The following is a 23,109-nucleotide window of genomic DNA, read 5'->3' as shown; positions in this document are numbered from 1 at the left end:
CGGCTGACCGCATGAGGTCCAGACCGGCGACGCTTTAGGGGGAGCGCCAGTCTTGAACACGACGATCATGCTGTTCCTGCTGCAGGACGGCATTACCAATGGCGCGATCTATGCGCTGCTCGGGCTTGCGCTGGTGCTGGTGTTTGCCGTCACCCGCGTCATCTTGATTCCGCAGGGCGAATTCGTCACTTTCGGCGCGCTCAGCTACGCCGTGCTGGCGACCGGCAAGGTGCCGGGCACCGCGTGGCTCGCAATGGCCATGGGCGTGGTGGCCTTTGCCCTCGACCTGTTCGACGCAAGGCGATCGCTGCGTCTGACGCGGGTCGCGCGCTCCTTTGCCCTCAACATCGTTCTGCCGGCCGGCATCCTGGCATTGGCTTTACGCGCTCGCAGGCCCCAAGACCCCGATCGCGGTCAACATCGCGCTGTCGCTCCTGATCGTCGCGGCGATCGGATTGTTCCTCTACCGCGTCGCGTTCCAGCCGCTTGCCCACACGTCGGTGCTGGTGCTGCTGATCGCCTCCGTCGGCTGCCATCTCGCTTTGCAGGGTTTGGGCCTGGTGTTCTTCGGCGCCGAGGGTCTGCGCGGACCGGCGCTGTCCAGCGCGGCGCTCACGATCGGTCCCCTGCGCTTCACCGGCCAGAGCCTTGCGGTCTACGGGCTGACGATTGCCTTCATCATTGCGCTGTGGCTGTTCTTCGGCTTCACGCTGATGGGCAAGGCGCTGCGCGCCACCGCCGTCAACCGGCTCGGCGCCCGCCTCGTCGGCATCCGCACCACGTTGTCGGGACAGATCGCCTTCCTGCTGGCGTCCCTGATCGGTGCGATTTCCGGCATCCTGATCGTGCCGATCACCACGCTCTATTACGACACCGGCTTCCTGATAGGCCTGAAAGGTTTCATCGCCGCGATCATCGGTGGTCTCGTGAGCTATCCGCTGACCGCAGTGGCGGCCTTGATCGTGGGCAGCGTCGAGGCCTTTTCCTCGTTCTACGCCAGTAATTTCAAGGAGGTCATCGTCTTTACGCTGATCCTTCCCGTGCTGGTGCTGCGTTCGCTCGCAGCGCCCGCGGTCGAGGAAGAGAAGGACTGACGGCAATGCATCAGCGGCTTCCTGTCCTCATCTTCGCACTCGTCATGGCGGCAATCCCGTTCATTCCGGGCGTTCCGCCGTTCTGGATCGTGCTGCTCAACAATATCGGCCTCGCCGCCCTGGTGGCGATGGGGCTGGTGCTGCTCACCGGCGTCGGCGGCCTCACGTCATTCGGCCAGGCAGCCTTCTGCGGCTTCGGCGCTTACACCACAGCGGTGCTGACCACTGCCTACGGTTTTTCGCCGTGGCTGACGTTGCCGCTCTCGCTGCTGGTCAGCGGCATCGCCGCCGTCCTGCTCGGGATCGTCACGGTGCGGCTATCCGGCCATTATCTGCCGCTCGGCACCATCGCCTGGGGCATCGGGCTGTTCTACCTGTTCAGCAAGCTGGAATTCCTCGGCCGCAATGACGGCATCTCGGGGATCCCGCCACTCTCGATCGGTAGCCTCCGGATGCTCGATCCCGGCTCGATCTATTTTGCGATCTGGATCGCGGTGCTGATTTCGGCGCTATTGACCATGAACCTTCTGGACTCCCGCACCGGTCGCGCGATCCGCGCGCTGCGGCGCGGGCATATTGCCGGCGAAGCGTTTGGCGTGCAGACGCCGCGCGCCAAGCTGCTGGTGTTCATCTATGCGGCGGTTCTCGCCGGCCTCTCCGGCTGGCTCTATGCGCATTTCCAGCGCGCCGCCAACCCGACGCCGTTCGGCGCGCAGGCCGGCATCGAGTATCTGTTCATCGCCGTGGTCGGCGGCGCCGGCTACGTCTGGGGCGCGGTGCTCGGCGCCGGAATTGTCGTCATCCTCAAAGAGGTGCTGCAGAGCTATCTGCCGTATGTCTTTGGCGGCCAGAGCCAGCTCGAAACCATCGTGTTCGGTATCCTGCTGGTCGTCTTGCTGCAACTGGCGCCGACCGGGGTCTGGCCCTGGCTGATGGCGCGTCTGCCGATCAAGCCGGGCCGCAAGGTGCCCGACACGTCGCTTCCCCTTGCCAAGCGCGAGCGCGCGCCAGCCTCGGCTGCCGTGCTGCTGCAGATCGAGAAGGCGCGAAAACAGTTCGGCGGCGTGATCGCCGTCAACGACGTTTCATTCGAGGTCCAGGCGCGCGAGATCGTCGCGCTTATTGGTCCCAACGGCGCCGGCAAGAGCACGACCTTCAACCTCATCACGGGCGTGCTGACGACGACCGGCGGCACCATCTCGGTGCTGGGCCACAAGGTCGACAACGCGCCGCCGCAGGAAGTCGTAAAACTCGGCGTCGCGCGCACCTTCCAGCACGTCAAGCTGGTGCCCGACATGACCGTGCTGGAGAACGTCGCAATCGGCGCGCATCTGCGCGGGTCTTCGGGCGCGATCTCAAGCATGTTCCGGCTGGACCGCGCCGACGAGGCGAAACTGCTGGCGGAAGCCGCGCGCCAGATCGAGCGCGTCGGCCTCGGCGACCAGATCGACCAGCTGGCGGGAAGCCTATCGCTCGGCCAGCAGCGCATCGTCGAGATTGCGCGTGCGCTGTGCGTCGACCCGTTGCTGCTGCTGCTCGATGAACCGGCCGCAGGCCTGCGCCACATGGAGAAGCAGCGGCTCGCCGCACTGCTCCGTCAATTGCGCGACGGCGGCATGTCGGTGCTGCTGGTCGAGCACGATATGGGTTTTGTGATGGATCTCGCCGACCGCATCGTGGTGCTGGATTTCGGCACCAAGATCGCCGAGGGCCCGCCGGCCGCGATCAAGACCAATCCCGACGTGATCAAGGCCTATCTCGGAGCCACCGCATGAGCGCGCTGTTATCGGTCTCCGACGCCCATGTTTCCTACGGCAAGGTCGAAGCCGTGCGTTCGGTTTCGCTCGATGTTGCCGACAACGAGATCGTCACCATCATCGGCGCCAACGGCGCCGGCAAGACCACGCTGCTGAACGCCATCATGGGCGTGCTGCCGCTCAAGGGCGTCACCGCCTTCGCAGGCCTGGACATGGCCCCGTTCGACATCGAGGACCGCGTCGCGGCGGGCTTGTGCCTCGTGCCCGAGCACCGCGAATTGTTCGGCACTATGAATGTCGAGGACAATCTGGAGCTCGGCGCCTTCCGGATTCCGAAGGCCACCGCAGCAAGATCGTTCGAAAAAGTCTACACGCTGTTTCCGCGGCTGAAGGAGCGGCGCAAACAACTGGCCGGCACGCTCTCCGGCGGCGAGCAGCAGATGCTCGCGATGGGCCGCGCTTTGATGGGCGCGCCAAAGCTGTTGATGCTGGACGAACCGAGCCTTGGCCTCGCGCCAATCATCGTCGCCGATATCTTCCGCACCATCGGCGAACTGCGCGCCGCCGGCGTCTCGGTGCTGCTGGTCGAGCAAAACGCGCAAGCCGCCCTGAAGATCGCCGACCGCGCCTATGTGATGGAGCTCGGCGAGTTCATTCTCTCCGGATCGGCAAAGGATATCGCCAGCAACCAGCGGGTCGCGGCGAGCTATCTCGGATTCCAGCACGAGGGCGCGAGCGAGATCTAGGTTCGGTCCGCTCCTTTGACTAACGAAATCTTAAGCATGATATGAATTCCGCCGGTTCCGTGTGAGTTGCACAACTACCTGAACACCCGCGGCCTTCTACTTTGCGCTACTGCGGCCACTTTGCGCCCGATGCCGGGCGCCGACGGTGGCTGCCGTTCACAAGGTCAGACGATGCGCGCTTCCGATTTCCCCACGATCGACACCACCGAGTTCTTGCTAGCCGCGCTCGAGCAGGCGAGCGAGGCGATCGTCATCGTCGATAGCGATCTGTGCATACGCCATTTCAACGCCGCTGCCGAAGCGATCTGGGGCGTGCGGCGCGCGGAGGTCCTCGGCTGCGATGCACGCTGTCTTGGCTTCAATGAATGGCACAATGGCGCCGATTCCGAGATCACGATCCGGCGCAGCGACAACAGCCGGATCCGGGCTCAGCTATCGGTGTCGGGTGTCGAGATCGGCGGCCGAGCCAACTACATGGTCTTCGTTCGTGACACCACCGCGGAGGTCGAACGACGTGAAAGGATCGCGCTGCTCAATCTGGTGGCCGACAAGACCAACCGCGCGGTCGTCGTCACCGATCGGAAGCTACGGATCATCTATACCAACGCTGCGTTCTCCGGACTGTTCGGATACTCACCTGAAGAAGCGCAAGGACGGCAGGCGCAGCACTTGCTTGGCGGCCGATTCACCGATCGCAAGACGCTGGGAAAGCTGCCCCGCCGAATCTTCGATGACAGCGGCGCTGAAGAGGAAATCCTGGCCTACGACAAGAACGGCGATGAAATCTGGGTCTCGGCCATGGTCAAGCCGTTCCGCAGCGCGCGGGGACGGGTCAAGTACATCTTCGCCCTGTTGACCGATATCAGCGAGAACAAGCAGCTGAGGTCGCTGCAGCAACTGATCATGGGCGCGCTGGCCGACGAACTCCCGATCACCGATATTGCCGACCAGCTTTGCCGGCGCGTCGAAGCCATTGCGCCTGATGTCGTCGCTTCGGTGCTGCATGTCGATTCCGACGGGCTGGTGCACCCTCTCGGTGGACCCAGCCTGCCTGACGACTACTCCCGCGCGCTTGAAGGCATCGCCATTGGTCCCGACGTCGGCTCTTGCGGGTCGGCGGCGTATTACGGCAAGCCTGTGCTGGCCGAAGATCTCGACACCGATCCGCGCTGGCAGCCGTACAAGGCGCGGCCGCTCGAGGTCGGCCTGAAAGCCTGCTGGTCGACGCCGATCAAGGCCAAGGACGGCCGCGTGATCGGGACCTTCGCCTTCTATTTCAGGGAGGCTCGGGCGCCGAGCCGCTGGCATCAGCGGATTGTCGACGCCTGCGTTCACCTCGGTGCGCTGGCGATCGAGCGAAAGGAAGCCCGGGCCCAGATCGCGCGGCTCGCCTACCATGACATGCTGACCGGGTTGCCGAACCGCGCGCAGTTGCGCCAGTTGGTCAACCAGGCGATCGACGATTGCAGGGGCGAGCAACTCGCGCTGATATTTCTCGATCTCGATCACTTCAAGGACGTCAACGACACGCTCGGACATTCGGCCGGCGACGCGCTGCTTGTTGAATTTGCAAAACGGCTGCGCGCCCGCATACAGCCGTCCGACCTGCTGGGACGCCTGAGCGGCGACGAGTTCGTCATCGTGCTGCCGAACTGCGATCCGGCCCGCGCCTCGCTGGTCGCCTCCAACATCACCGCAGCGCTGACGTCGCCGCTGTGGATCGACAACCGGCAGGTACCGATTTCCGCCAGCATGGGCATCAGCATCTATCCCGACAACGCCACCGATATCGATGCGCTGATGCAGCAGGCCGATGCGGCGATGTACAAGGCCAAGCAGGCGGGACGCTCCACCCATCGCTTCTTCAGCGCTGACATGAACCGGCTCGCCGAGCAGCGGCTCGTCTTCAGCGCGGCGCTCCGTCAGGCCATCGCCAATGACAAGTTGAAGCTCGTCTATCAGCCGCAGACCCGAACCGTCGACGGCGCCCTCTACGGCGTCGAAGCGCTGGCGCGCTGGAACGATCCTGATCTTGGCGAAGTCCCGCCTTCGAAATTCATCCCGCTGGCCGAGGAAGTCGGCCTGATCGAGCAGATCGGCCTATGGTCGATCCGCGAGGCGTGCCGGCAAATGGCCGCGTGGCGCCATGCCGGACTGGACATCCCCTGCGTGGCAGTCAATCTGTCGCCGCTCAATTTCCAGAACGCGAAGCTCGCCGCCGTGGTGGCGGAGACCATCGCGGCCAACGGCCTTCCGCCCCACACGTTGATGCTCGAGATCACCGAAGGCGTGCTCCTGAACGAACGTTCGGCGGCGATCGAGACCATGAATGCGATACGCAAGCTCGGCGTCGGCCTGTCGCTGGACGATTTCGGGACCGGCTATTCTAGCCTGAGCCGGCTGGCGCATCTGCCGATCCGCGAATTGAAGATCGATCGCAGTTTCATGCGCAATATCGAGCGCGACGCCAGCGCGCTCGCGATCGCCACCGCCGTCGTCCGCGTCGGCCAGAGCCTGAAAATGGCTGTGGTCGCCGAGGGCGTCGAGACCGAGGGACAACGCCAACTGCTGGCCGGGCTCGGCTGCGACGTCGTGCAGGGCTATCTCTGCGCGCCTGCGATGTCGCCCGAAGCGTTCGAGCGATGGCTGCCCGACCATGTTGCCAAGCAGGCGCGGATTCTGCTGCTGCGAAGCGTCGACGAGGCCCGTTCGCAACCGACGCCATCGTTCCTGATTGCGTCCACGGGCGGCTAGTGGCTGCGACCGACTTCCGCAAAAGTAGGGTGGGCAAAGGCGCGCTTGCGCCGTGCCCACCATCTCTCTTGTTCGCCGATCTATGGTGGGCACGCTGACGCTTTGCCCACCCTACCGACCTGCGCGGCGACCTTCCCCCTCCAGGGGAGGGTAAGAAAAAGCCGCCCCCCTAAGTGAGGACCGGCTTCCATTTATTGACAAGCGGAGAGGTTGGTTTCCTCACTTCGCCGGAACGTACTTGCCGTCCTTCACCGTCAGGATGATGCGCGAGCGGTCGTCGAGGCCGTAGCGATCCTTTTCGGTGAAGTTGTAGACGCCCTGACTGGCCGCGATCTCCTTCTCGGACATCAGCGCCAGGCGGATCGCCTCGCGGAATTCCGGCGTTCCCGGCTTCGCCGTCTTCAACGCCACCGGCACCACGCGCTTGAGCACTTCAAAGGCGTCGTAGGAATGGCCGGCGAACTGGCTGCGGCTGTTGGCACCGTACTTGGCTTCATAGGCGGTGTTGAGCGCCAGGCCCGGCTTCTTGGTCAGTGCGCTGTCGGGCTGGGTTTCCGGCGACATCACCGGACCCGACGCCATGATCACGCCTTCGGCCGAGGGACCTGCGATACGGATGAAGTCCATGCTCGCGGCGCCGTGGGTCTGGTAGATCAAGCCCTTGTAGCCGCGCTCGCGCAACGTGGTCTGCGGCAGCGCCGCGGCGGTGCCGGAGGCGCCGACCAGGATCGCGTCGGGATTGGCGGCGAGGAGCTTTAGAACCTGCCCCGCCACCGACGTATCCGGGCGTGCAAAGCGCTCTTCGGTCGCCAAGGTCATTCCCATCGGTACAGCCTGGGCCTTGAAGTCGTTGACCCAGAGGTCGCCGTAGGAATCGGAGTACCCGATGTAGCCGACGGACTTGATGGCGTGCGCCTTCATATGCTCGTACAGCACCTTGCCCATGATCGGGATCGGCTGCGGCATGGCGACCGACCATTTGGCGCGCGCTTCGTTGATCGGGAGCGGCGCCAGGGCGAAATGCGGGATCCCCGCCTCGTTCGCGACGGTTGAGACCGCAATGGTGGGAGGTGTCGTCGACGAGCCCATGATGATGTCGGCCTTGGATTCGGTCACGAACCGCCGCGCATTGGTCGTCGCTGCGGTCGGGTCGCCGCCGTCGTCGAGCACGATGACCTTGATGGGGACGCCGCCGATCTCTTTCGGTACGAAATCAAGCGCGTTGCGCTCGGGGATTCCGAGCGCCGCCGCGGGTCCAGTCGTAACGACCGTGATGCCGATCGTGATCTCGTTGGTCTGCGCCAGCGCCGGCGAGCCCGGCAGGGCGAGGACCGCTGCGAGAGCCGCAGCGGACAGAAAAGTCTTCTTCATTCATTCCTCCCTGGATTACCTATTTATGGTTTTAAGCAAGAACCTGCGGCCAGTTCAGCCCCTTCTTTAGTCATGCGGGAATGCAAGTCAGTCCCGCATGAATCGCTCGATGATCTCCGGCGGCATCGGTGCCGATTTCAGCTTCGCGGGGTCGTCCGGATGCTTGCCGACCAGCACGCGGGTCTCGAACGCCTCGATCGCCAGCGCCTCGCCCTTGAACACGTTGTGGACCACCTCGAAAGAGGATCGCTTGAAACTCTCGATCCGGCTTTCGATTCTGATCCAGTCCCCATGGGTGGAAGGGATGTGGAATTTCGCCCTTGTGTCGACCATGGGGATGCCGACCAGGCCATATTTGTGGATGATGTCCTGTTTCGAAAAGCCGGCGGCTTCGAACATGATCGAGGTCGAATCGTCGAACATTGCGAAATAACGCGGGTAGTAAACGATGTTGGCGGGGTCGCAGTCGCCCCACTGGATCTGAACGTCGCGCCGGTTGACGAACATGACCTGCAATATCCTAGCGCGGCGCCATGCGAAGCGCGGCATCGAGCCGCACCACTTCGCCGTTCAGATAAGGGTTGTCGATCATGTGCAGCGCCAGCGAGGCGAACTCGTCGGCCTGACCGAGCCGGCGCGGGAACGGGATCGAGGCCGCGAGCGAGTCCTGCGCTTCCTGCGGCAGGTTGGCGAGCAGCGGCGTCAGGAACAGGCCGGGCGCAATCGTCAGCACACGAATGCCGAACTGCGCCAGTTCGCGCGCGATCGGCAGCGTCATGGCGACGATGCCGCCCTTCGAGGCCGAATAGGCGGACTGCCCGATCTGGCCGTCATAGGCCGCAACCGAGGCGGTGGAAATCACAACGCCGCGCTCGCCGGTCGCCAGCGGCTCCAGCTTCGACATGCCAGCCGTCGCCAGCCGCAGCATGTTGAAGGAACCGATCAGGTTGACCTTGATTACCTTCTCGAAATCGCCGAGGCCCATCGGGCCTTCCTTGCCGATCACCCGCTTGGCGACGCCGATGCCGGCGCAATTCACCAGCACGCGCGCCGGTCCATGCGCCGCCGCGGCCTTGGCGATCGCGGCTTCGGCCGAGGCGGCATCGGAAACGTCGCAGATCACGGCGGTGCCGCCGATCTCGGCTGCAATGGTTTCCGCAAGTGTTGCGTTGAGATCGCAGACCGCGACCTTGGCGCCCTGCGCGGCGAGCCGCCGCGCGGTTGCGGCGCCCAATCCCGATGCGCCCCCGGTGACGATGGCGGCCTGGTCCTTCAACTGCATGGTGTTCTCCCTGACAACTCTTGTTCGAATTTACTAAAGCGTAATCACCTGCGCCGGTGGCGCGGGCGAATAAATTTCCTCGATCAGCGCGCTGCGATTTTCCAGCACTGCGCGCTGGTTGATCGAGCCCTTGTCGGTGACCTCGCCGCGATCGATCGACAGCGGTACATCGAGCAGCACCGCGCGCGTGATGCGGGTCGACGAGCCGGTTGCGCCAGCGACAACCGCCTGGAAGCGTTCGTGGAAGGCCGCAACGATCAGCGGATCGGACGCCGCAGCGGCCAGATCGTCTGATGGAAGCGTTGGATTGATCAGGCGGCAGCCGTCGAGGTCGAGCACCACCAGCGCCGATATTTCGTCGCGGTTGATGCCGGCAATGACGACGTCACGCACCAAGGGCGCACAGGCGGCAACGAAGCGCGCGCGCAACGGGCCAACGCTGACCCAGGTTCCGCTGGCGAGCTTGAAATCCTCGCCGGTGCGGCCGTCGAAGTCGAACCCGGCGTCGAAATTATCGGGGTCGACCGGTTTCAGCGCATCGCCCATCTTGTAGAAGCCCTCCTCATCGAAGGCCTTCGCGGTCATGTCAGGTTGACGCCAATAGCCGGGCATCACGTTCGGTCCCTTGGCGCGAACCTCCAGCTTGCCGTTGTTGGGCACGAGTTTCGCATCATTGCCCAGCACCGGCAGCCCGACATGGCCGGAGCGGCTGGTCTTCGGATTGACCGACATGAAGAACGGCGCGGTCTCGGTGGCGCCGAGGCCGGTCAGCATCGGCACCCGATAACCGGTTTCCCGAACCGAAAGTTCGTCGAGGCTGTTCCAGACGAAGGCCGACAGCGCGGCACCCGAGAAGAACATCGCATGGAGGCGCGCAAAGAATTTCTTCCGCAAGGCCCCATCGTCGCGCAGATAGGGCAGCAGCGATTCATAGCCCTTGGGCACGTTGAAATAGACCGTCGGCGAAATCTCCTGGAGATTGCGCACGGTCTCTTCGATGCCGCCGGGCATCGGCTTGCCCTCGTCGAGATACATCGAGCCGCCATTGTACAGCGTCAGCCCGATATTGTGATTGCCGCCGAACGTGTGATTCCACGGCAGCCAGTCGACGATGACAGGCGGCTCGTCCTTCAGGAACGCCAGCGTTTCACGGAGCATCACCTGGTTGGCGCAGATCATGCGCTGGGTATTGATGACCGCCTTCGGGTTTCCGGTCGAACCCGACGTCAGCAGGAATTTTGCGATCGTGTCCGGGCCGATCGCCGCGTGCACCGCGTCGAGGCGCGGGTGCAACGGCGCAGCCATCAGATCCGCCAGCGTGGTGATGTCGCGGCCGGGCACGGCGCCGCGCGACGCCGCGATTTCGGTGCCAAAGGAGACGTTGGCAGCCAGCGCATCGGCGAATTTCGTGGCGTCGTCGGCGAACACGAGGCCGGGCGTCAGCAGCTTCATCAGATAGCCGAGCTTGCCGTAGTCGCGCGACACCAGCGAATAGGCCGGCGATACCGGACAGAAGGGAATGCCGGCATAGAGTGCGCCGAACGCGATCAGCACATGATCGATCGAGTTGCCGGAGAGAATGACGACCGGCTTCTCGGCCGAAAGGCCGCGCGCCAGCAGCGCAGATGCGATGTGCCGCGACGACGCAAGCAGCTCCGCATAGGTGATCTGCCGCCAGCCCCGTGCCGCGTTCCGCTCCGCCATGAAGACCCGATCGGGCACAGCCGCGGCCCAATGATGCAGGCGGTCGGTGATGCGCACGGGATAGTCGCGCAACTGCGCTTTCGGGCGCAGATAGATGGTGCCGTCGCCGCGGCGCTCGACATGCACCGCGGGCGTGCCGAACGAGATCGGGCGCAGCGGATGATCGGCGCGCGCGGCTTTGTCGGTCGAGGCGGACATGTTGGGCTTTGCGCTCATGTCAGGTCGGCTTCACCTTTGCGGTCTTGTGATCGAGAAACGCGCGAATCCGGCGCTTTGCCTCTTTGTCGCTCTGCGCCACCGTCGCCATCAGGGATTCCATCAACAGGCCGGCCTGCGGGTTGGCCTCCGCGATCATCGGCAACGCCTGCAGCACGGCGAAATTGGTCAGCGGCGCGTTCGCAGCCACTCTTTCGGCCAGTTCCAGCGCCTTCGGCAGCGCGCCGTCGGCCTCCGTGAGATATTGCGAGAAGCCATAGGCCGAGCCTTCGGTCGCCGAATAGACCCGGCCCGTCAGCATCATATCGATCATCCGCGCCACGCCGATCAGCCGCGGCAGCCGCACCGATCCGCCGCCGCCGACGAAAATGCCGCGCTGGCCCTCAGGCAGCGCGAAATAGGCTGACGGTTCGGCGACGCGGATGTGAGCCGCGCAGGCCAGTTCCAGGCCCCCGCCGATAACCGCGCCCTTCAGCGCCGCGATCACGGGGACGCGGCTATATTGGATTCGGTCAAACACCCGGTGCCACATCTGGGAGTGCCGCAGGCCCTCGGTGGCGTCGTGCTCGGTCAGTTCGGACAGGTCGAGGCCGGAGGAGAAATGGTCGCCGACGCCATGGATGACCACGGCGCCTGTTCCCTCGGGCAGATTGGAAAAGCAGTCCTGGATTGCCAGGATGATGCCGTCGTTCAGGGCATTGCGCTTGGCCGGGCGGTTGAGGCCCACGGTCAGCACCGCGCCCTTCTGCTCGATCTTGAGCAGGTCGGATTGACCCGCGGCGGCGGTGGAGGCGTTTCCCATGGGCGTATATTACTTCCTGTGCAGAATAGTTATATTTTATAACGATTTTGGGCGGAGTCAATATGGATCTGTGGGCCCCTGCCGGCGCCACCGTCATTGCGAGCGAAGCGAAGCAAGCCATCTTTCCGTGCGCGAGGTGACAATGGGTTGCTTCGCGGAGCCTGTCATCACTGTGCGAGCGCAGTTGCGCTCGTCGCGGGGCGGGCATTCGCGACCCGTTGGCTCGCAATGACGTGGCTCCGACCGAACATGACCTCTCGTTCCCCTGACTGGACATGCCGCAGAGATGTCAAACTCGACGCGATTGACTGACTCACAACGGACATCAGGACTTGCGACAAGCGACTCGAAGCCAGCCCCTATCAATGCACTCAGTTGGCCTGATACGATGCCCCGCTGGGGATTGACCGTCCACCGGCGCTGACCGAAGGCGTCATCCTGCAAGGAGGGCCCCTGGAATGAAGAGGACATTTGCTGCCTTGGTCGCGGTGGCTACGATCGTGGGTTCGCTCGCCGCGACGCCCGCAAGCGCGCAGCGTGGCGGCGCCGCGGCTCCGGACCGCTATTCCTGGCCCGCCCCTTACGGAGCAGGTCGCGGGCCATACGACGATTTTGGCAGTTGCGAATGGGTGACCCAGCGTTTCTGGGACGGCCATGGCTGGCGGGTCCGCCGGGTGCGGGTCTGCGGCTGATCCGCGATTTTGGCGAGACTGAACGGCTCGTAGCGGCCATCGACGTCGAGCGGGGGCCGTCGGATCCGTCGGGGGACTTCGGCGCTATCAAGTCGCGCGCCTGGATGTCGATTGACCTGACACCCTCTTGAACGCTGAGTAGATGGACGGTTCACGAGCCATGGAAGAGTCTGAAAAGGTTACCAAGTTAAATCGATAAGGTATTCTGCGCTTCGGCGACCCGAGAGATGCTTCGATTCGGAGCGGTTTGGCATCAGCAGGAGAAATTGAAATGCGCAAGTCCATTGGAGCCGCAGCGTTTGTAGCCATGGTGTTCGCAGCGCTATCGGCATCTGCTCAACCCAGCGATCCCTACGATTATCCCTATTGCCTGCAAGGCAGAGATTACGGCTACCCGGGTTTGTGTCGGTATACGAGCTACCAGCAGTGCCAGGCTTCGGCCTCCGGAACATTTTCGTATTGTGGCGTGAATCCTCGATTTGCATACGGGTCGCAGCAGCGCGGCTGGCGACCTTACCAAGCGCGATGATGTCAGTTGTAACATGCCGAGGTCATTTCAGAATTCGCGCACGTAGCAAAAGTCCATTTCGATTCAATGATAGCTGCGCGCCCCTGCAGGGCCGGAAAGTCACAGCACCTGGTGCACGTCGATCACGACGCGATCGGCGTGGCGGGCGGCGGAGCCGATGAACAGATTTTCCATCAGCCAGCGGTATTTTTCACTACCGGTCTCGAACCGCGGCACGGTGCGGAAATAGATCAGCTTTGGATCGACCGGCTCGCCACGCTTCAGCTTTTGCAGCAAGTCGACCGGACCGAAGCGCAGGCCCTTGTTCTCGACATAAACCACCGCGCCGTCATCGGTCTCGAAGGCGTATTTGGCCTCCAGCTCGATCAGTTCGTTGGGCCGGATGATCTGGAAGTCGGCGCCGAACGGGCAGACCTTGCCATTGATCCCCTCGCCTTTCACCTCCCCGCCGATGATGGGAATGATCCGGCGCACGCCGGTGCCGATCTCGCCCGCTGAAGTCACGTCGCCGATCCGCGCGGTGATCGTGAAAACATACTTCGTCGCAAGCTGCGGGGTCATCGGGCCATCCTATCCGGCCATGCGTTGCGGCAGCCACAGCGCCAGGATCGGAAATGCGATCAGGATCACCAGCCGGACCAGGTCCGTGACCACGAACGGAATCACGCCGCGGAAGATGGTCGAGAACGACACGTCCTTCACCACGCTCTTGATAACGAACACGTTCATGCCAACAGGCGGATGGATCAGGCCGAGTTCGACCGTCATCACGATGATCACGCCAAACCAGATCGGATCAAAGCCCAGGTGCATGATGACCGGGAAGATGATCGGCACGGTGAGGATGATCATCGCCATCGCATCCATCAGGCAGCCCAGCACCAGATACATCACCATGATCAAAGCGAGGACGCCGTAGGGGCCGAGACCGAGGCCGGTGAGAAGCTCCGTGACCTTCTGCGGGGTCTGCGTCACGGTCAGGAAATAGCCGAAGATCAGCGCGCCGATCAGCACGGTGAACACCGCGGCCGCGGTGCGGGTCGCCTGCAGCAGCGAGTTCAGGATTTTTTCCTTGTCGAGCCGCCCGGTGAGCACGCCGATCAGGAACGCGCCGGTGGCGCCGACGCCGCCCGCCTCGGTCGGCGTAAAGCGCGGCAGGAACGGCAGGCCGTAGAGCCCGCCGATCACGAAGATGAACAGCAGCACCGGCGCCCAGATGTTCTTCAAGCCGCCGAAGCGCTCGCGCCAGGTGGTCTGGGGTCCGGTCGGCAGGAAGTTCGGACGGAACCAGCCGATCAGCGCGATGGTGATCATGTACATGGTCATCGCCAGCAGACCCGGAATGATGCCGGCGATGAACAGCTTTCCGATGTCCTGCTCGGTGATGATGCCGTAGACCGCAAGCACCGTCGACGGCGGCAGCATGGCGCCCAGCGTGCCGCCGGCCGCGATCACGCCGGTGGCGAAGGATTGCGGATAGCCGAAGCGGCGCATTTCCGGATAGGCGACCGCAGAGAAGGTCGCAGCTGTCGCCACCGACGAGCCGCAGATCGCGGCAAAGCCGCCGCAGGCTGCCACGGTGGCAATGCCGAGCCCGCCACGCAGATGGCCGACAAAGCCGTTGGCGGCGCGGAACAATTCACGGCTCATGCCGGAATTGCTGACGAACGTTCCCATCAAAAGGAACATCGGGATCACGCCGAAGGTGTAGTCGGTGACCGTGCGCATCGAGGTCTGCCCGACCAGTTTCAGCGCCGGCGCGAAGCCGACGAGATAACCGAAGCCGCAGACGCCGACGAGGCCCATCGCCATGCCGACGGGCACGCGCAGCAGCATCAACGCAAACAGCGCGACAAATCCGAGGACGGCGACGGCGTCGGTACCCATGCGACCTACTCCACCGTCTTCACTTTGGCATCATGGATGTCTTCGGGATGGAAGATCAGCCGATAGGTGCGGATTGCGATCAGGAGCACCGCGGCGCCGTCGCCGGCCCAGGCGATGGCGAAGAACGGCCAGGTCGGCATGTGCATGTCGAAGGTGAGGACGTTGTCGTTGTAGGTGGTGCGCACCTTGTCGAACAGCGTCCAGGTCTGCACCGACACCACGAACAGCAGCACCAGGGTAGCGAACACGTCGATCATGCGCTGGTACTTTGGACCGACATTGGCCCAGATCAGGTCGACCGTGATGTGGCCGCCGCGATAGCTGGTGGCGGCGATGCCCCAGAAGATCAGGATGCCGAGCAGCATGCGCCCGATGTCGAACGAATCCGGGATCGCATAGTTGAGCGTGTTGCGCAGCAGGACGCCGATGAAGATGTTCAGCGCCACGATGCCGACGAAGCCGGCGGCGATCCATTCGATGGTGTCGATGAAACGATCCATCCACGCACGATTCATGTCCGCTCCGAACGGCTGGCGATAGGAAAGAGAGGAACGGCGGCAGGAGATCCCTGCCGCCGGAGGATGTTTACGCGTCTACTGCGCGAGCGCGTTGTACTTGGTGAGCGAAGCCTTGAGTTCGGCCAGCGCCGCGTCTGGGTCGCCGCCGTTCTTCTTGACGCCCTCGCCCCAGGTCTTGACCAGCGGCTCGGCCGCCTTCTTCCAAAGTCCGATCTGCTCGGGCGTGAGCTTGTAGACCTCGTGGCCGGACTCCGCCTTGATCTTCTCGATCCCGGCGTCCTCCATCTTGCCCCAGTGCTCGCCGACCTTGCCGGCGGTCTCGGTGTTGCAGTTGTTGTCGATCGCCTTCTTCTGCTTGTCGGACATCTGGTTGTATTTGTCCTTGTTGATCACGAAGGCGAAGGTCGTGACATAGAGCGGCGCCTCCATGTCGTACTTCGTCACCTTGTCGATGCCGAACAGCAAGAGCGAGCCCCACGGAAAGGTGACGGCGTCGGCGACACCGCGCTCGATGATGTCACGGACCTCAGGCGCGGACGATTGCACGTTGGTGCCGCCGAGCTGGGTGACGAAATTGGCCATGGTGGCATGGGCGGGACGGATCTTCATGCCCTTGATGTCGTCGGGCACGACGATCTTCTTGGTCCGCGAATGAAACGACGATGGCGAATGGACGAAGGCGAGACAGAACTTGATGTCCTTCATCTCCTTCTCGGCATATTTCCGGTACCAGGCGTCGAGCCCCATCGAGCCGCCCTTGGCGTCCGACATCAAGAATGGCAGCTCACCGGCGCCGATCAGCGGGAAGCGCCCGGGCTGGTAGCCGGGGTTGACATAGGTGACGTCGGCAATACCGTCGCGCGCCATGTCGTAATGATCGAACGCCTTGCCGAGCTGCTGGGCCGGAAACACCTTCGACTTGATGGTGCCGCCGGAATCCTTTTCGACCGCGGCCGCCCAGTCCTCCAGCGACTTCTGCAGGGGATGCGAAGCCGGCACCCAGTGCGAAATCTTCAGGTCGACGTTTTTTTCCTGCGCCAGCGCAGGCGTCACACCAGCTGCCAGCAGCAGCGCCAACAACGCTCTTCTCATGGACATTCTCTCCCTTGAAAGTTCTTTTGGCATGACAGGCCTTTTTAAATGGGCGGCCCCGTTAGTTAACATGTTATCTAGTCCGCCCGCTTTTTCAAGACGGACATGCCGCCGCACCTTTTTTGCGGTGCGGCGAAATGCGTTTTGCGGTTTTTCCCGCAACGCGCTTTGCCAAGACTGTTATATGATATAATCATCAAGGCAAGTTCGCGGGCCGCGACCCGCAGACTACAGCAATCATGGAGCCGGTCTTGAGGACAAAAGTAGCAATCATAGGCGCAGGTCCGGCAGGATTGTTGCTTGGGCAACTATTACGCCTTTACGGCATCGAAAACATCATTCTCGAGCGCCAGACGCCGGAATATGTGCTCGGCCGCATCCGCGCCGGCCTGCTCGAGGAAGGCACGGTGGCGTTGCTCGACGAGGTCGGCGCCGGCGAGCGCGCCCACGTCGAGGGGCTGGTCCACCATGGCGTCGAACTCGCGTTCGGCGGCGCACGGCACCGCATCAATATGCATGCCGCCACCGGCAAGACCGTCATGATCTATGGCCAGACCGAGGTGACGCTCGACCTGATGAATGCGCGCAAGGCGGCAGGCCTCGTCACCGTCTATCAGGCCGCCGACGTCAAACCGCTCGATTTCGATACCGACCGACCGCGCGTCAGCTACGTCAAGGATGGGGTCAGCCACGAGATCGAATGCGACTTCATCGCCGGCTGCGACGGCTTTCACGGCGTCAGCCGCGCCAGCGTCAAGCCGTCGGCGATCCAGACCTACGAGCGGATCTATCCGTTCGGCTGGCTCGGCATCCTGTCGGAAACCCCGCCGGTCAGCCCGGAGCTGATCTATTCCAACCACGCCCGCGGATTTGCGCTCTGCACCATGCGTTCGACCCGGCGCAGCCGCTATTACGTGCAGTGCCCGCTCGACGACGATATCGCGCAGTGGCCGGATGAGCGGTTCTGGGACGAACTGAAGCGCCGGATCGACCAGAAGGCGGCCGACGAACTCGTCACCGGCCCCTCGATCGAAAAGAGCATCGCGCCGCTGCGCAGCTTCGTCGCCGAGCCGATGCGCTTTGGCCGGATGTTTTTGGCCGGCGACGCCTCCCACATCGTGCCGCCGACCGGCGCCAAGGGGCTGAACCTCGCCGCCAGCGACGTGCATTATCTCTCGCAGGCATTCCGCGAATATTACGATGAGAAATCATCTGCCGGCATCGACGGCTATTCGGCGACGGCGCTGGCGCGGGTCTGGAAGGCGGTGCGCTTCTCCTGGTGGATGACCTCGATGCTGCACAAATTCCCCGACGAGGGCGAGTTCGGCGCGCGCATTCAGCTCGCCGAGCTGGATTATGTCGTCAACTCGAAGGCGGCTTCGGCGTCATTGTCGGAGAATTATGTCGGGTTGCCGTTTTAGGTGGGCCGTAGGGTGGGCAAAGGAGCGAAGCGACGCGCCCACCATCTATCATCGAGCACGCCGAGAGATGGTGGGCACGCTTCGCTTTGCCCACCCTACGAAGTCTGAGCGCGCCAGCGTCATCCCATTTCAAACACCCAAGCAAATCCCGTTTAAAACTTTGTAGGCGGTGACTTCGCGCAGCCTGTTGCGTTCAATGACGACAAACATCATTGCAATGCGAGCCGCACATGACCGCCCCCGACATCCCCGAAGGTTTTGAGCGCCACACCCGCAAGAGCCCACTCACCGATCCCTGGGAGCCGCTGTATTCAAAGCGGACCGACAAGGCCGTCATCCTCGGGCTGCGTCTTGCAAAACCGCACACCAACGGCCGCGGCCTGATCCATGGCGGGCTGATTGCAGCGCTTGCCGACAACGCCATGGGCCATAGTTGCGGCCACGTCATGGGCGGGGTGTCGTCGCTGGTGACGATCGGACTCGCGGTCGATTTCGTCGGTACCGCCGAAGTCGGGCAATGGCTCGCGGTGGAGAGCGACGTCGTCAAAACCGGCAGAACGATCTGCTTCGCGCAAAGCCTGATCAAGGCCGATGGCGTCGTGATCGCACGCGCCAACGCAACGTTTCGCGTGGTGCCGAAGAAAGCGCCGGTGTCCTAACCAAAATGCCAGTCGGCCATCTCGGTCACGAGATCGATGAAGGTCCGCACCTTGGCCGACAAGAGCCGCGACGTCGGATAGACAAGGTGGATCGGCATCGCCGGCTGTTCGAACGACGCCAATACGATCCTAAGCCGCCCCGCCTTGAGCGATTCGGCGGCCTGATAGGCCATCACCCGCGTCAGCCCGCCATCCGCTTCCGCATACTGAATCGCGGCATCCGAGCTGTTGGTGGCGAATCGCGGCGTGCTGCCGACGCGGATCTCGCGGCCGTCCTCGACGAATCGCCAGTCGAGCGCCGCCGTCATGGCGCCGAACTGGATGGTGTCATGCGCGGAAACTTCCTGTGGCTGTTTTGGCTCGCCGCGTGCCTTGAGATATCCTGATGAGGCCACCACGATCCGCCGCATCTCCCCGACATGGCGCGCCACCAGGGTCGAGTCGGGCAGATGGCCGATCCGGACCGCGAGATCGACACCGTCCTCGACGAGGTTGATCATACGATCCGACAAGCGGAGGTCGACGCCGACATCGCCATAGCGCTTCAGGTAGGCGGTCACGAGTCTGCTGACATGCAGCCGGCCGAACCCGACCGGCGCCGAGATGACAAGCTGTCCCTCCGGCCGCGTACGCTCGCCCTCAACGGCGTCTTCAGCCTCCCCGACATCGGCCAAAATCCGCCGCGCCCGCTCCAGGTAGCGTGAGCCAGCGTCGGTCAGCATCACCTGCCGCGTGGTCCGTTGCAAAAGCCGCGCGCCGAGACGGTCCTCCAGCGCCGCAATCAGCCGCGTGACACCCGAAGGCGACAGCCCAAGCTTGCGCGCCGCGGGGGCAAAGCCCCGCAGGTCGGCCACGGCAACGAAGGCCTGCATGGCATCGATCCGGTCCATCGGACTATTGCATAGTCTGCAATAGTGAAGTGTCAATACCTCTGATTGTTCAAGATATAGAAATATCTATTTTGGAGGGGCGAGGACGACCATTTTGGCGCCCCGTGACGGAGGCTCAGATGTCTGACGTTCACACCTATTCCAGCGATGTCGCCTTCACCCCGGCGGTGAAGGCGATCCAGACCCGCAAGGGCTCGCGCGAGGCCTATGCCCATGTCGAGGAGCGCGGCGGCTGGCGCACCGAGATCGACGAGAATCTCGCCGGCTTCCTCGCGGAGACCAACAGTTTCTTTCTCGCTACGGCTGCCGCGGACGGCCAGCCCTACATCCAGCACCGCGGCGGACCCAAGGGTTTTGTCAAAGTTCTCGACAAGAACACCATCGCGTTTGCCGATTACAGCGGCAATCGGCAGTACATCACCCAAGGCAATCTGTCGGAGAATCCAAGAGCGCATATTTTCGTGATGGACTATGCGCATCGCCGCCGCGTCAAGATCTGGGGCGAGGCGCGCGTGGTGGAGGACGATCCCGCTCTGACCAAATCGCTGATGCCGCAAGGCTACAAGGCGCGGCCGGAACAGGTCGTCCTGTTCAAGATCTCCGCGTGGGATACCAATTGCCCGCAGCACATCCCGCAAAAATTCGACGCCGCTGACGTCGCGCAGGCGCTTGCCGTGCGCGATGCCCGCATCGCCGAACTCGAAGCGGAGCTTGCCGCTTTGCAGGGCCAGTCCGCGCCATAATCAGGCGGCAGCTTGTTGCTGCACCGGCGTCCAGGCGAATTCCGGATAGTACAACAGCATCATCCGGTCGACATAGGCGGTGAGATTGGCGAACTGCTCCGTTCGCTGTCGCAGCGCCGATTCGAAGAACGGCGTGAGGATTCCGGCGAGGGCGCCAAAGGCGGTGGCGTCCATGCCGCACGGCGTTTCACCCATCAGAAAGGGCTTGTCGCCAAGCTGCACCGACAATGCAAACAGTGAGCGAACGGCAAGATCGACATCCTCTTCGGGTGCGTGGCGGCCGAGGCCGCTGAGCAGGTAATTCTCGGCGACGCGGAACTGGGCGTCCTCACGCAGTTTTTCGCGCAAATGCAACGGCGCGCTGTCAAAGAAATGCGCAGGTCCCTTGGCAAAATTGTCGCCATCGACCCAGCGCGCGCCGACCAGCGCCCAATAGACATGGTGCTCGATCATCCGCTCGAAGGCCCAGGCCTGCGCCCGGGCCTGCAGGCTGAGCGGCGCGTCGAAGTCGAAGCCGTATTTGGCCTCCAGATGCGCGCGAATGAAGGTTGAATCGGCGATCGTCTCGGCGTCATCGACGATGTAGGGCAACTGCCCCTTCGGCGAGGCCGGCGGCTTGGCCTTCTCCTTGCGGTAGGCAAGACCGGCCATCTTCAGCTGGACCTCGGTTTTGGCCACAAAGGGGCTGATCTCCGGCAGGCCGAAACCGGCGCCGAAGCCATAAAGGGTAATCATGCAGGTCTCCCGATCTTCCTAAACGTGCCCGAGGCTAGCGGCCCCCCTGCTGCCACCATGGTGTCAGCAGCAGCAATGCTGGCCGCGGCCCTCTTCGGGCCGCGGCGTGCGGGCCTTGCGCGCCCACGAGACAAGCCGCCCTTGCGCAAAGGCGCACATTGCTGTGAATGAACGCCACGCCAGTTCGACCATCGCCCAGCGCAGGTCTGACGTGACGCACTGGATGGAGACCAGCTGTTCCAACGCAAATCCCTGGGCATTCACGAGAGGTTCGCGGCTTCCTAGGGTGCCGAGTTCGCTAAAAATCGTCATGGACAAATTCCCTTCACTTGAGGTGTTGTCCCGATATACCCACCCCCTGCTGCCAACATGCTGTCAGCATCGGGCAGGTGCTTTTAGAAAAGAGAACGAGCCATGCGACGGGCCGACCGGCTGTTCCAGATCATTCAGGTGCTTCGGCGCACCCGGAAGCCCATGACGGCGGACGCGATTGCGGCCGAACTGGAGACCTCGAAGCGCACCATCTACCGCGATATAACGACCCTGATCGAACAGCGGGTGCCGATCCGCGGCGAAGCCGGCGTGGGCTACATCCTGGAAAAGGGATTCGACCTGCCGCCGTTGATGCTCACCCCCGATGAAATCGAGGCCTGCGTGCTTGGCGCGCAATGGGTGGTCGGCCATGCCGATCCCGCGCTGGCGCGCGCCGCGCAGGACCTGATGGCCAAGGTCGCCGAAACCGTGCCCGAGCGCCTGCGGCCCTTTGTGCTGGAGCCGGCCAGCCGCGCCCGATCGGCATGGAACAGGGAGCCCGACCGCATCGACATGGTGCGGACACGGACGCAAATCCACGAAGGCAAGAAAATCACGCTGAACTATCGCGATGAGCACGGCCGCGGCAGCCAGCGCACCATCTGGCCGATCGCGGTCGGCTATCACGAGGCCGTGCGGATACTCGCGGCGTGGTGCGAGCTGCGCAAGGATTTCCGTAGTTTTCGCACCGACCGCGTCGTCGACGCGGTCTACCACGACGAAAAATATCCCGAGCGGCGCGACATCCTGCGGGCGAAATGGCGGCGCAGCCTGGTCTGGGAAGCGCCCAAGGATACATGAGGGCTGGCCGCGACCGTCATTTGGAGCTAAACGCAGGCATGCCGCAAATCGTCGCCGATAACGAAAGCCCCTGCCAGGCCTGCGGTGCCTGCTGCAGCTATTCGGCCAATTGGCCGCGTTTCACGATCGAGGACGATGCGGCGCTCGACCTGATCCCGGAAAGATTCGTCAACGAAAGACTGTCGGGAATGCGCTGCGACGGCGACCGCTGTTCGGCGCTGTCAGGCAAGGTCGGCGAGGCGACGGCGTGCCTGATCTATGCGGTGCGGCCGGAAGTGTGCCGCACCTGCATGCCCGGCGACGTCGAATGTGCGATGGCGCGGAAGCGGCACGGACTGCCGGTGCTGGGTTAACACCGGTGTCGTTCCTGCGAACGCAGGAACCCCCGCGTGAGCGTCCAGCGCTCATCTCGATACCGCGCGATCTATCGATAAGGCAGAGTGGCTGACGCCTTCCATAACCTCCAGGCCGGTGGCTATGGGTCCCTGCGTTCGCAGGGACGACGGGAGAGTCGAACCAGCTTACGCTGTCACCGCTTCAGCCAAATCTTCGTCGTCGATCTCGTCCTCGATCGGCTTGAAGGTCGAGAGCGGCTTGGTCGAGAGCGTGATCGGCTTGCGGCCACCGTGGGATGACGACGAGGCGGAACGCGCGGCGGGCTCGCGCGACAGCGCGTAGAGCGTGGAACCCACCCGGCCGCCCAAATGGACCAGATCGCGTTCGGTGCAGCTCGCTGCGATGGCAACCGCCAGCGCGTGCAGGTGGCTGCGCCGATAGCAGAATAGCGCCAACATGGCGCGGACCTCGGACGAAACGCTCTCCACCAGAAGCGGCAGGCCGTTTGCATTGGCGCGATACATCTCGCCAAGCAGCTCGTCGCGGACCGGACAGAAATCGTTCTCGAAGGCGTCGCGGCTTGAAAACATTGCGGGTTCTCCCTTTCCGGAAGATGCAGTGCAATACTCTAATGAAAGGTTAACCACGCCTATCAGTAGTGTTCCGGGGAGACTTGCCAGCCACGACTGAATTGGAACCAGGACGTGATTCGCATCAGCCCGGATGCGCGGCATCCGATCTCGGAGGAAAATTGAAACAGGCAGGCCG

General features: G+C 63.2%; 23 protein-coding genes and 1 pseudogene. 11 read left to right on the top strand and 13 right to left on the bottom strand.

Annotated elements, in window-relative coordinates; translation table 11 throughout:
- Positions 1–52 precede the first annotated feature (52 nt).
- The 4 genes and pseudogenes from ACVWVY_RS10175 to ACVWVY_RS10160 all read left to right on the top strand — a co-directional run bounded on the left by ACVWVY_RS10175 (position 53) and on the right by ACVWVY_RS10160 (position 6,351).
- Positions 53–1,094, top strand: a pseudogene (locus tag ACVWVY_RS10175) (branched-chain amino acid ABC transporter permease).
- 5 nt (positions 1,095–1,099) lie between these two features.
- Complete coding sequence (locus tag ACVWVY_RS10170) at positions 1,100–2,869, top strand: branched-chain amino acid ABC transporter ATP-binding protein/permease (protein ID WP_456626255.1); 1,770 nt, start codon at positions 1,100–1,102, stop codon at positions 2,867–2,869.
- Positions 2,866–3,597 (top strand): ABC transporter ATP-binding protein, encoded by a 732-nt coding sequence (locus tag ACVWVY_RS10165; RefSeq protein WP_456626254.1) that lies wholly within the window; start codon positions 2,866–2,868, stop codon positions 3,595–3,597. The genes ACVWVY_RS10170 and ACVWVY_RS10165 overlap by 4 nt, the downstream gene beginning before the upstream one ends.
- A 171-nt stretch (positions 3,598–3,768) precedes the next feature.
- A complete protein-coding gene (locus ACVWVY_RS10160; protein WP_456626253.1) occupies positions 3,769–6,351 on the top strand; it encodes an EAL domain-containing protein in 2,583 nt (860 codons plus the stop codon).
- A 219-nt stretch (positions 6,352–6,570) separates the two neighbouring features.
- Here ACVWVY_RS10160 and ACVWVY_RS10155 read toward each other — a convergent pair whose 3' ends face one another.
- The 5 genes from ACVWVY_RS10155 to ACVWVY_RS10135 all read right to left on the bottom strand — a co-directional run bounded on the left by ACVWVY_RS10155 (position 6,571) and on the right by ACVWVY_RS10135 (position 11,726).
- Complete coding sequence (locus ACVWVY_RS10155) at positions 6,571–7,722, bottom strand: ABC transporter substrate-binding protein (RefSeq protein WP_456626252.1); 1,152 nt, start codon at positions 7,720–7,722, stop codon at positions 6,571–6,573.
- Between the two features lie 87 nt (positions 7,723–7,809).
- Complete coding sequence (locus ACVWVY_RS10150) at positions 7,810–8,229, bottom strand: acyl-CoA thioesterase (RefSeq protein ID WP_456626251.1); 420 nt, start codon at positions 8,227–8,229, stop codon at positions 7,810–7,812.
- A gap of 13 nt (positions 8,230–8,242) precedes the next feature.
- A complete protein-coding gene (locus ACVWVY_RS10145; RefSeq protein ID WP_456626250.1) occupies positions 8,243–9,004 on the bottom strand; it encodes an SDR family NAD(P)-dependent oxidoreductase in 762 nt (253 codons plus the stop codon).
- Positions 9,005–9,037: 33 nt separating this feature from the next.
- Positions 9,038–10,924 carry a feruloyl-CoA synthase gene (locus tag ACVWVY_RS10140; protein ID WP_456626249.1) on the bottom strand — a complete coding sequence of 629 codons (1,887 nt, stop codon included), beginning with the start codon at positions 10,922–10,924 and terminating at the stop codon, positions 9,038–9,040.
- Between the two features lies 1 nt (position 10,925).
- Positions 10,926–11,726, bottom strand: coding sequence for a crotonase/enoyl-CoA hydratase family protein (locus tag ACVWVY_RS10135; protein ID WP_456626248.1), 801 nt, complete (start codon positions 11,724–11,726; stop codon positions 10,926–10,928).
- Positions 11,727–12,184: 458 nt separating this feature from the next.
- On the opposite strand from ACVWVY_RS10135, the gene ACVWVY_RS10130 reads away from it, so the two are divergent.
- Together ACVWVY_RS10130 and ACVWVY_RS10125 are read left to right on the top strand one after the other, a co-directional pair.
- On the top strand, positions 12,185–12,418 hold the full coding sequence (locus ACVWVY_RS10130) for a hypothetical protein (RefSeq protein WP_456626247.1): 234 nt from the start codon (positions 12,185–12,187) through the stop codon (positions 12,416–12,418).
- A gap of 271 nt (positions 12,419–12,689) precedes the next feature.
- Positions 12,690–12,947, top strand: coding sequence for a DUF3551 domain-containing protein (locus ACVWVY_RS10125; RefSeq protein ID WP_456626246.1), 258 nt, complete (start codon positions 12,690–12,692; stop codon positions 12,945–12,947).
- A gap of 99 nt (positions 12,948–13,046) precedes the next feature.
- Here the strand turns inward: ACVWVY_RS10125 and ACVWVY_RS10120 are convergent, their stop codons facing one another.
- From ACVWVY_RS10120 to ACVWVY_RS10105, 4 genes are all read right to left on the bottom strand, one after another.
- The gene (locus tag ACVWVY_RS10120) at positions 13,047–13,508 is read right to left on the bottom strand and encodes a DUF3237 domain-containing protein (protein WP_456626245.1); all 462 of its coding nucleotides are present in this window, start codon (positions 13,506–13,508) and stop codon (positions 13,047–13,049) included.
- A 9-nt stretch (positions 13,509–13,517) separates the two neighbouring features.
- Positions 13,518–14,834 (bottom strand): TRAP transporter large permease, encoded by a 1,317-nt coding sequence (locus ACVWVY_RS10115; RefSeq protein ID WP_456626244.1) that lies wholly within the window; start codon positions 14,832–14,834, stop codon positions 13,518–13,520.
- Positions 14,835–14,839: 5 nt separating this feature from the next.
- Positions 14,840–15,349 carry a TRAP transporter small permease gene (locus tag ACVWVY_RS10110; RefSeq protein WP_456626243.1) on the bottom strand — a complete coding sequence of 170 codons (510 nt, stop codon included), beginning with the start codon at positions 15,347–15,349 and terminating at the stop codon, positions 14,840–14,842.
- A gap of 78 nt (positions 15,350–15,427) precedes the next feature.
- Complete coding sequence (locus ACVWVY_RS10105) at positions 15,428–16,444, bottom strand: TRAP transporter substrate-binding protein (protein ID WP_456626242.1); 1,017 nt, start codon at positions 16,442–16,444, stop codon at positions 15,428–15,430.
- Between the two features lie 251 nt (positions 16,445–16,695).
- Here ACVWVY_RS10105 and pobA point away from each other — a divergent pair, with 251 nt between their 5' ends.
- A complete protein-coding gene (pobA, locus tag ACVWVY_RS10100) occupies positions 16,696–17,865 on the top strand; it encodes a 4-hydroxybenzoate 3-monooxygenase (RefSeq protein WP_456626241.1) in 1,170 nt (389 codons plus the stop codon).
- A 230-nt stretch (positions 17,866–18,095) separates the two neighbouring features.
- Positions 18,096–18,524, top strand: coding sequence for a PaaI family thioesterase (locus tag ACVWVY_RS10095; RefSeq protein ID WP_456626240.1), 429 nt, complete (start codon positions 18,096–18,098; stop codon positions 18,522–18,524).
- On the opposite strand, the gene ACVWVY_RS10090 is transcribed toward ACVWVY_RS10095, so the two are convergent.
- A complete protein-coding gene (locus ACVWVY_RS10090; protein WP_456626239.1) occupies positions 18,521–19,414 on the bottom strand; it encodes a LysR family transcriptional regulator in 894 nt (297 codons plus the stop codon). The two genes, ACVWVY_RS10095 and ACVWVY_RS10090, sit on opposite strands and share 4 nt — an antisense overlap.
- A gap of 119 nt (positions 19,415–19,533) precedes the next feature.
- On the opposite strand from ACVWVY_RS10090, the gene ACVWVY_RS10085 reads away from it, so the two are divergent.
- Positions 19,534–20,157: a pyridoxamine 5'-phosphate oxidase family protein gene (locus tag ACVWVY_RS10085; protein ID WP_456626238.1), complete on the top strand. Its 624-nt coding sequence runs from the start codon at positions 19,534–19,536 to the stop codon at positions 20,155–20,157.
- Here ACVWVY_RS10085 and ACVWVY_RS10080 read toward each other — a convergent pair whose 3' ends face one another.
- Together ACVWVY_RS10080 and ACVWVY_RS10075 are read right to left on the bottom strand one after the other, a co-directional pair.
- Positions 20,158–20,892 carry a glutathione S-transferase family protein gene (locus ACVWVY_RS10080; protein WP_456626237.1) on the bottom strand — a complete coding sequence of 245 codons (735 nt, stop codon included), beginning with the start codon at positions 20,890–20,892 and terminating at the stop codon, positions 20,158–20,160. It lies immediately after the preceding gene.
- Positions 20,893–20,955: 63 nt separating this feature from the next.
- Complete coding sequence (locus tag ACVWVY_RS10075) at positions 20,956–21,204, bottom strand: hypothetical protein (protein ID WP_456626236.1); 249 nt, start codon at positions 21,202–21,204, stop codon at positions 20,956–20,958.
- 102 nt (positions 21,205–21,306) lie between these two features.
- Between ACVWVY_RS10075 and ACVWVY_RS10070 the strand changes: the two genes are divergently transcribed.
- Together ACVWVY_RS10070 and ACVWVY_RS10065 are read left to right on the top strand one after the other, a co-directional pair.
- Entirely contained in the window at positions 21,307–22,005 is a 699-nt protein-coding gene (locus ACVWVY_RS10070; protein ID WP_456626235.1) for a helix-turn-helix transcriptional regulator, read from the top strand.
- 38 nt (positions 22,006–22,043) lie between these two features.
- Positions 22,044–22,358: a YkgJ family cysteine cluster protein gene (locus ACVWVY_RS10065; RefSeq protein ID WP_456626234.1), complete on the top strand. Its 315-nt coding sequence runs from the start codon at positions 22,044–22,046 to the stop codon at positions 22,356–22,358.
- 168 nt (positions 22,359–22,526) lie between these two features.
- Here the strand turns inward: ACVWVY_RS10065 and ACVWVY_RS10060 are convergent, their stop codons facing one another.
- Complete coding sequence (locus tag ACVWVY_RS10060; RefSeq protein WP_456626233.1) at positions 22,527–22,931, bottom strand: hypothetical protein; 405 nt, start codon at positions 22,929–22,931, stop codon at positions 22,527–22,529.
- Between the last annotated feature and the right edge of the window lie 178 nt (positions 22,932–23,109).

It is taken from the genome of Bradyrhizobium sp. URHC0002 (genome assembly GCF_054059515.1).
The sequence above is the reverse complement of the archived record's forward strand: the minus strand, read 5'-3'. Positions and strand labels throughout refer to the sequence as shown.

Coding starts and splice junctions, on each gene's coding strand:
- ACVWVY_RS10170 (WP_456626255.1), top strand. CDS start 1,100: ATGCATCAGCGGCTTCCTGTCCTCATCTTCGCACTCGTCATGGCGGCA.
- ACVWVY_RS10165 (WP_456626254.1), top strand. CDS start 2,866: ATGAGCGCGCTGTTATCGGTCTCCGACGCCCATGTTTCCTACGGCAAG.
- ACVWVY_RS10160 (WP_456626253.1), top strand. CDS start 3,769: ATGCGCGCTTCCGATTTCCCCACGATCGACACCACCGAGTTCTTGCTA.
- ACVWVY_RS10155 (WP_456626252.1), bottom strand. CDS start 7,722: ATGAAGAAGACTTTTCTGTCCGCTGCGGCTCTCGCAGCGGTCCTCGCC.
- ACVWVY_RS10150 (WP_456626251.1), bottom strand. CDS start 8,229: ATGTTCGTCAACCGGCGCGACGTTCAGATCCAGTGGGGCGACTGCGAC.
- ACVWVY_RS10145 (WP_456626250.1), bottom strand. CDS start 9,004: ATGCAGTTGAAGGACCAGGCCGCCATCGTCACCGGGGGCGCATCGGGA.
- ACVWVY_RS10140 (WP_456626249.1), bottom strand. CDS start 10,924: ATGAGCGCAAAGCCCAACATGTCCGCCTCGACCGACAAAGCCGCGCGC.
- ACVWVY_RS10135 (WP_456626248.1), bottom strand. CDS start 11,726: ATGGGAAACGCCTCCACCGCCGCCGCGGGTCAATCCGACCTGCTCAAG.
- ACVWVY_RS10130 (WP_456626247.1), top strand. CDS start 12,185: ATGAAGAGGACATTTGCTGCCTTGGTCGCGGTGGCTACGATCGTGGGT.
- ACVWVY_RS10125 (WP_456626246.1), top strand. CDS start 12,690: ATGCGCAAGTCCATTGGAGCCGCAGCGTTTGTAGCCATGGTGTTCGCA.
- ACVWVY_RS10120 (WP_456626245.1), bottom strand. CDS start 13,508: ATGACCCCGCAGCTTGCGACGAAGTATGTTTTCACGATCACCGCGCGG.
- ACVWVY_RS10115 (WP_456626244.1), bottom strand. CDS start 14,834: ATGGGTACCGACGCCGTCGCCGTCCTCGGATTTGTCGCGCTGTTTGCG.
- ACVWVY_RS10110 (WP_456626243.1), bottom strand. CDS start 15,349: ATGAATCGTGCGTGGATGGATCGTTTCATCGACACCATCGAATGGATC.
- ACVWVY_RS10105 (WP_456626242.1), bottom strand. CDS start 16,444: ATGAGAAGAGCGTTGTTGGCGCTGCTGCTGGCAGCTGGTGTGACGCCT.
- ACVWVY_RS10095 (WP_456626240.1), top strand. CDS start 18,096: ATGACCGCCCCCGACATCCCCGAAGGTTTTGAGCGCCACACCCGCAAG.
- ACVWVY_RS10090 (WP_456626239.1), bottom strand. CDS start 19,414: ATGGACCGGATCGATGCCATGCAGGCCTTCGTTGCCGTGGCCGACCTG.
- ACVWVY_RS10085 (WP_456626238.1), top strand. CDS start 19,534: ATGTCTGACGTTCACACCTATTCCAGCGATGTCGCCTTCACCCCGGCG.
- ACVWVY_RS10080 (WP_456626237.1), bottom strand. CDS start 20,892: ATGATTACCCTTTATGGCTTCGGCGCCGGTTTCGGCCTGCCGGAGATC.
- ACVWVY_RS10075 (WP_456626236.1), bottom strand. CDS start 21,204: ATGACGATTTTTAGCGAACTCGGCACCCTAGGAAGCCGCGAACCTCTC.
- ACVWVY_RS10070 (WP_456626235.1), top strand. CDS start 21,307: ATGCGACGGGCCGACCGGCTGTTCCAGATCATTCAGGTGCTTCGGCGC.
- ACVWVY_RS10065 (WP_456626234.1), top strand. CDS start 22,044: ATGCCGCAAATCGTCGCCGATAACGAAAGCCCCTGCCAGGCCTGCGGT.
- ACVWVY_RS10060 (WP_456626233.1), bottom strand. CDS start 22,931: ATGTTTTCAAGCCGCGACGCCTTCGAGAACGATTTCTGTCCGGTCCGC.